The 7,257-nt window shown below is 33.4% G+C and carries 2 protein-coding genes; both read right to left on the bottom strand.

What is annotated here, in order from left to right:
- The coding region (locus tag ACYEKI_RS13560; protein WP_459211739.1) for a PKD domain-containing protein at positions 1-2,851 on the bottom strand (2,851 nt) is incomplete at its 3' end.
- Positions 2,852-3,033: 182 nt separating this feature from the next.
- Positions 3,034-7,155, bottom strand: a complete 4,122-nt coding sequence (locus tag ACYEKI_RS13555) for a T9SS type B sorting domain-containing protein (protein WP_459211738.1) — start codon at positions 7,153-7,155, stop codon at positions 3,034-3,036.
- Positions 7,156-7,257: the final 102 nt, after the last annotated feature.

Raw genomic sequence — 7,257 nt, 5'->3', positions numbered from 1 at the left:
CTGGACAAATAAATACATCATCTGCAATGGTTAATACTGGAGATTCTCTTTTTAAGATGTTAAACGAAGTCGTTTGGTAACAAGCTGTATTACCTATGTTTTCTATACGTGCAAAAACTGTAGTACTCGCTTCTGATGTTTCTTGGGTTAGTTCTAATCCATTTGTTCTAGTATCTGCATCTGCTTGTGTGCTATAAAAGCTGATATCAAATTGCGAAGCATCTTGTGTTCCTAAAACCTCAGGAAAACTAAAACTTAAATCGTAATTAATTACATCAGCATTGACATCACATAATTCTAAATCAGTTACTGTTCCTGCTGTAGGGATTTCAAATACATTTAAAATAAAATTATCAGTAGCAAAACATACCGTATTCGTATTGTTTTCTATACGTACAAAAATCTCTTCTCCATCTTGCTGACTGGTATAATTTTCTGGCGTAGTGATGGCATTTGCATTATTCATAGCATCATCACTAGAAGTATGATAGGTTATTGTAACCTCTGTAGCTGTTTGGCTTCCTAATACTTCATCGTCATTCTCTCTTAAATTAAAAGTAGCAACGCCCATAGTTCCGCAATTATCCAATGCTAACGGAGCAGAAGCAATCACTGGCGTTTGAGAAATCATCAAGTTAAAACTTCCTGTTTCAAAACAAGCAGCATTGGTAGTGTTTTCTATACGTACATGGATTTCTTCACTACTTTGAGCAGAATATGCCTCTGGATTAGCAATAGCATTAGCATCATTCATTGCATCATCACTTGAGTTATGATAAGTAATTTCAAAGTCTGAAGCATTTTGAGTTCCTAAGATTTCGGTATCCTTCTCTCTTAAATTAAAGTCAGCTGCATTTCCGTTTCCACAAAAAGTTAACGCTGTTAAATTAGCTATCCTTGGCTCTTGACTTACTTGTAAGGTAAATGATCCAGTGTTAAAACAATTGGAATCAACAACACTTTCAACTCTAACATAAATTTGTTGAGAAGCACTTACATCATATGCCGTAGCATTAGGTATATCTGTACCAGATTGTGCATCTAATTCGGTCTCGTGATAAGTAACTGTATATTCAGTTGGATTTTGACTTCCTAATACTTCAGTATCTTTTTGAGTTAAATCTACAGTTACAGTCGCACCAGATATACAGGCGTTTAAAGTACTGATAGCACCAATGGTAATAGGTGTTTGTGTATTAAGTGTAAATGTTTGAATAGCATAACACCCTTGAGAATCATTAGCATGTACTCTTATATATACTACTTGACTTGAAGAAGGAGGAGTATATAAATCGGGTAAACTATTTTCTCTATTATCTGCATCGACTTGATTTTCGTAATATTCAACTTGATAATCTGTAGTTGGTAAAGTTCCTAAAACTTCGGTGTCTATAGTTCTTAAATTAAAAGTAGTCGCACATTGATTTACATCAGTAACTGTACTAACTGTAGGAGGAGAAGTTATAGTGATATCCAAAGCTACATTATCAACCATACCACATCTTGTAATTGCAGCAGTTATGGTATAAACTCCTGCTGTAGTATATGTTTGTGGAGGAGGTGTTAAACCTGTAAAGGTATTTCCGTTTCCAAAATCCCAATCGACAGAGGTAACATCATTTGTATTACTTATAGTAAATGTTAAGGCATCATTGATACAGGTATTACCTGCAACATTTATCCCAGAAGCATCTCTAGGTAATACAGAAGGTTCTTTAACAAAATTACAAAAACCATAAGTACGTTTACCTGCACCTAAAAAAATAGCTTCTTCTACATAATTAGCTGCATTTCCTTGTAAGTTAGGTGATTCGATTCTAGCGATATAACCATCGTTAATACTTGATCCGATATAAATTTTTCCGTCAGGACCTAACAACATTCCTTGATCGTATTTTCTATTGGTATTAAAATCTCTTGTTACAAGATTAAAAGCAGAAGCATTAATTTGAGCCTGATTATTTGAACATAGATCATATTGTATAATACCAGTATTAGGAACCACCTGAGTTGCTGCGTATAAATATCTACCATCAGGAGAAAATTCAATAGTTCTTAATCCATTAGATATATTAGGCGCGTTATTGATTACAATTTTATTGCTAAATACCCCAGTAGTACGATCAAAATCAAGTAATGAAATAGTTCTATTTCTTAAGTGTGTAATGGCAGCTTTTTCGCCATCAGGAGAAAAAACAATAAAACCAATAACATCATCAGAGTCATTTACACCTACATTAGAAACAACAGGAGTACTTGTTATAGTAGTATCTCCAGTTAATAAATAACTAACAACTTCTCTAGCTTGAGGGTTTCTATTTCCTATTAACCAGACGTCGCGTCCGTTTTCATGTCTTATGGCAGCCATTCGTTCTGAAGATGGTGCAAATAAAGTTTGATTTTTTAATCCAGGTACAAGACCTCCTAAACCGCCATCGAGGCGCATATCAATAATACTATAAGTGATTCCTGCTGGACCAGCATCTGAAGTAGTACCATTACCTATAGAAACAAATAGATAATATAGATTAGGATCGTTAGGAAAAGGAACAATTAATGCAGCTTGAGAACTAGAACTGTTTCCTAATAAGCCAGAACCGTTTTGCATAACGCGATGATTTCTATTCCAAACTGTAGTAGCATTGGCATAAAAAAGTAAATTTCCGTCTGCATCAGAAATGGTGGCAGAGGTTTCAGAACCTCTCATTGCACTATCATTTAATACCTCGGGAATACCATTATTAAATCTAATAGCTGCTTCACTACCAAAGTACCAATTGTTGGCTTCACCTTGAGAAAAGGCTATACATGAATACAGTAATAATAAAAGTGAAAAAGTATTTTTTAACATAGGGGTCAGGTTAGTATTTTACTTGTTTATTAAGCAAGAGTTGCAAATATAATATTAATTCATTTGTAAAATACTATTAACATGAATTAGCGATAAACCAAAAGATATATACAATAATTTATATTAGATCGAAATAACAACATACAGCTATACTATCAAACATAGCTGTATGTTATCTGTTTTTATCGTTTTAGTGTAAAATGACCTTTAATAGTTTGTCCGTTGGTACGTTCCACTTTAAACCAATAATCTGTAGCAGGCATTTGTTTGCCGTTAAAAGTTCCATCCCAACCAATATCTCCTTGAGTAAAACGAATTAATAGTTTTCCGTAACGATCAAAGATATAAATGTTGTTTGTAGGTTCTTTATCTGGATTAAGAATTTGCCACACTTCATTAAATCCATCTCCATTAGGCGTAAAGAATTGCGGGTATCCTAAAACATAAAATTCTTTAGATAAGATTATACATTGTCCTTTGTCTCTAACAAAGGCGGTATAGTCTCCTGGTTTTACATCGGTAAATACATTACTTTCTTGAAACGAGGAGCCATCTATAGAGTATTCAAAATCCCCATCACCTTCAGTTATAATTTTAATAGTGTTTTGCGATCCTGGTTTGAAATCCACTACAATCACGTCTATAGTTTGTGGTACAACCGATGCAGTCACCATAAACGTTTTGGTCGTTGTACAGTTTACCGTATTGTAATTCGCGGTTACAGTTACACTATATTCTCCTGGTGTAGTGATATCAATACGTTCTGTAGTTTCGCCAGTAGACCATTCATAGCTATCATATCCAGCATCGGCAGTAAGAGTTAAGGTTTCTTCAGGGCAAATAAACACCTCATCTGCGATAGTTAATACTGGAGATTCTCTTTTTAAAATATTAAACGAGGTGGTTTGATAACAAATAGAATTACCTATATTTTCTATACGGGCAAAAACAGTAGTGGTACTTTCTGATGTTTCTTGATTTAAATTTAATTCATTTGTTCTAGTATCTGCATCTGCTTGTGAAGTATAAAAACTGATATCAAATAGAGCAGTATCTTGTGTTCCTAAAATTTCAGGGAAACTAAAACTTAAATCATAGTTAATAACATCTGCATTAGTATCACATAGTTCTAAATCAGTCACTGTTCCTGCTGTAGGAATTTCAAACACATTTAAAATAAAACTATCAGTAGCAAAACACGTTGTATTGGTATTACTTTCAATACGAATAAAAATTTCTTCTCCATCTTGTTGACTAGTATAATTTTCTGGAGTAGTGATAGCATTAGTGTTATTCATAGCATCATCACTTGAAGTATGATAGGTAATAGTTACTGCAGTAGCTGCTTGATTACCTAATATGTCATCATCATTTTCTGTTAAATTAAAAGTAGCTACTCCTATTGTCCCACAGTTATCCAATGCCAAAGGAGTAGAAGCAATTACTGGAGTAGGAGAAACTGTTAAAATAAAAGAAGATTGATTAAAACAGTCAACATCATTGATAGGGTGTATTCTTACAAAGATTTGTTCTTGAGCTTGTGTATTTTGATAATCAGAAGGTAGTGCGTTAGCATTATTATCTAAATCGGTTTGAGAAGCAAAATATAAAACTTGATAAACTGTAGGGTCTTGACCATCTAATGCTTCACTATCTTTAGAAGATAGATCAAAAGTAACAGTGCCATCATTGTTGTCATCACAAAGAATAACATCAGTCAAAGTACCTATAGTAGGACTATTATTAACAATCAACGTTAGCGTGGCATTGATATAGCAATCTGTATTTAAATTATTTTCAATACGATAAACAATTTGTTCCCTGGTGTTTGTAGTAGAAAAAGCATCCGGAAGTGGATTTTGATCGGCATCAGCATCATTTTCATTAGCATGGTAAGTAACAGTAAAATCAGCAGGATTTTGAGCACCTAGAATTTCAAGAACATAATCAGAAAGATCGATAGTTACAGTATTATTAACAGTAGGATCTTTACACACAATAATATCTTGAGGATTTACCGAGAAAGGAGAGTAACTAACACCAATCATGAACGAAGTTTGTTCAATGCAGTTAGGATTAGAAGTATTCTCAATTTTAGCAAATATTTGTTGTTGTGGTTGCGTATTTTGATATACAGTAGGTAGTGGGGTAGCGTTGTTATCTAGGTCATTTTGCGAAGCAAAGAGCGTCACAGAAAAAACATTAGGATCTTGTCCATTCAAAATATCACTAATGGTAGTTGTAAAATCGAAAGATTCCACTCCATCATTGGTATTGTCATCACAAACTATAATATCGTTAGGTGTGGTAACTGTAGGCGCTTGAGAAACAATAAGATTAAAGCTAGTGGTGTCAAACTGAGTAGGATCACTAACAGCTTCTAATCGTGCAAAGATAGGAAGCGGCATAGAAGTATCAGTATATGGATAAGGAGATGTTAAAGGATTAACATTAGTATCAGCATCATCCTGAGATAAATGATAAGAGATATTAAAATCGGCAGGATTTTGTCCATCAAGAGCTTCATCATTCTTAGAATCCAGATCAAAAGTAGCAGTATTAGGAGTTAAACTACAGATGGAAAAATCAGAAACAGTTCCTATATTAGCCAAAGAAGGGATTTCTAATTCAAAAGAAGTTATACCATAACAAGTAGAATTTTGATTTCCTTGTATTCTAGCATAAATAGTTTGAGGGTTAGCTGTATTTGTGTATAAAGATGGTAGCGGATTAGCATTAATTATAGCATCATCTTCTGTTAAATGATAAGAAATATCAAAAAGGTTAGGATCTTGATTTCCGAGAATTTCGGCATCTTTTGTAGATAAATCAAATTCGTATGTACCATTATTAGCCATACTTGCATCAACAGTATAAGTAGTTATTGTATTCGCTATAGGAGAAGGATATATAGTAACATCTGTAGTATATGTATTAGATAGACCATTAATGGTTTCTGTTACAGTTACAGTATAAGTACCAGGGTCAGTATAAATTTTATCAGGACTAACTTCTGTTGAAGTAGTTCCATCTCCAAAGTCCCAGAAGATACTATCTGGATTACAGTTGTTTAAGTCAAAATAAGTAGGTAGCCCAGCACAAAAATTAGCAGCATGTATATCTCTAAAGAAAAAAGATCGAATAAAATTAGGAAATTGATAAAAAGACATCCTACCATTAAGGTCAACTGAATGATGGATATAGTTAACTAAACTAGCTTCATTATTAGGGAATGATATTTCTCCTATAGTCTCATTGGTATCGGTATAGTCATTAGAGATATAGATCTTACCATTGGGAGCTAATTGCATTCCAGCTCCGCTTCCTAAACGTCTAGATGTAATGGACTCAAGTTTAGTTCTAGAGTTGATGATTTGGTTAGCATCATGAATACAAACATCAAATTGGTAAAAAGAACCTTTTCTATCATTAACATATAAGTATCTATTATTAGGAGAAAACTCTACATTATCAGGATAAGATTCTATACTAAAATCATTAGGTGTAGGAATCATAAAATCTATAGGATTAGATAAAACTCCTAGTTCAGGATCAAATTCATATAAAAATATTCTGGGAATAGCACCATTAGTCAGACCTTCAGGTAATACAGGGTATGTTATTGCCAGTTTTGTTCCATCTGGAGAGAATTTCATTTCACCAAATGAATAGGAGAATACATCGAGAGGAGCACCTATTCGTTGAACCATTGGAGTGGTAATTAGTCCTGTTGGAGTTATTCTGAAAAAATAAAATAGATTTCCATCAGGAGAGTTTGGAGTAGGATCATAACTATGAGTAACAAGCCAGATATCAGAGCCATTTTTTTGAACAATAGCGGTTAATGGTCCAGATATATTTTCAATTAGATTGTTTTGCTTAGAAATAACTGCTCCTAAACCATTATTAAGAGACATATCTACTATGCTATATTCCATAAAACCACCAGTAGATGTGGTAAATACATAATAAATAGTAGTACTTTGAGGTTGAGGAACTATAATAGATCGTATTCCTATTCCAGTAAACAAGCTAAATAAATCAGTACCATCTTGCATGATTTGATGATTCCTATTCCAGACCGTATTTCCATCTGTATAAAAAAGTAAATTCCCATTTGGGTCAGAAATTGTAGCACTTCTAGAGCTATGTAACTGGCCATCTAATAGTGGAGAAGGGGAGTCTCCTGTATTAAAACTAAGACCGGCATTAATTCCAAAATACCAATTATTAGCTTCTCCTTGTCCAAAGGAAAAATAATGTGATAGTAATAATATGAGAAAAATTAGTGTACGTTTAAACATTATAAGTTTAATTTTATTATTTATTGGTCAAGCCGACAAAATATGATGCGTTTTTATATAAAGCAATAAAGCAGATCACACTTAGTAGTGAGACCTGCTTTA

The sequence above is a fragment of the Aquimarina rhabdastrellae genome, assembly GCA_947387485.1.
Taxonomy (GTDB): Bacteria; Bacteroidota; Bacteroidia; order Flavobacteriales; family Flavobacteriaceae; genus Aquimarina.
This window is presented reverse-complemented; position numbering and strand designations above follow the sequence as displayed.

Coding starts and splice junctions, on each gene's coding strand:
- ACYEKI_RS13555 (WP_459211738.1), bottom strand. CDS start 7,155: ATGTTTAAACGTACACTAATTTTTCTCATATTATTACTATCACATTAT.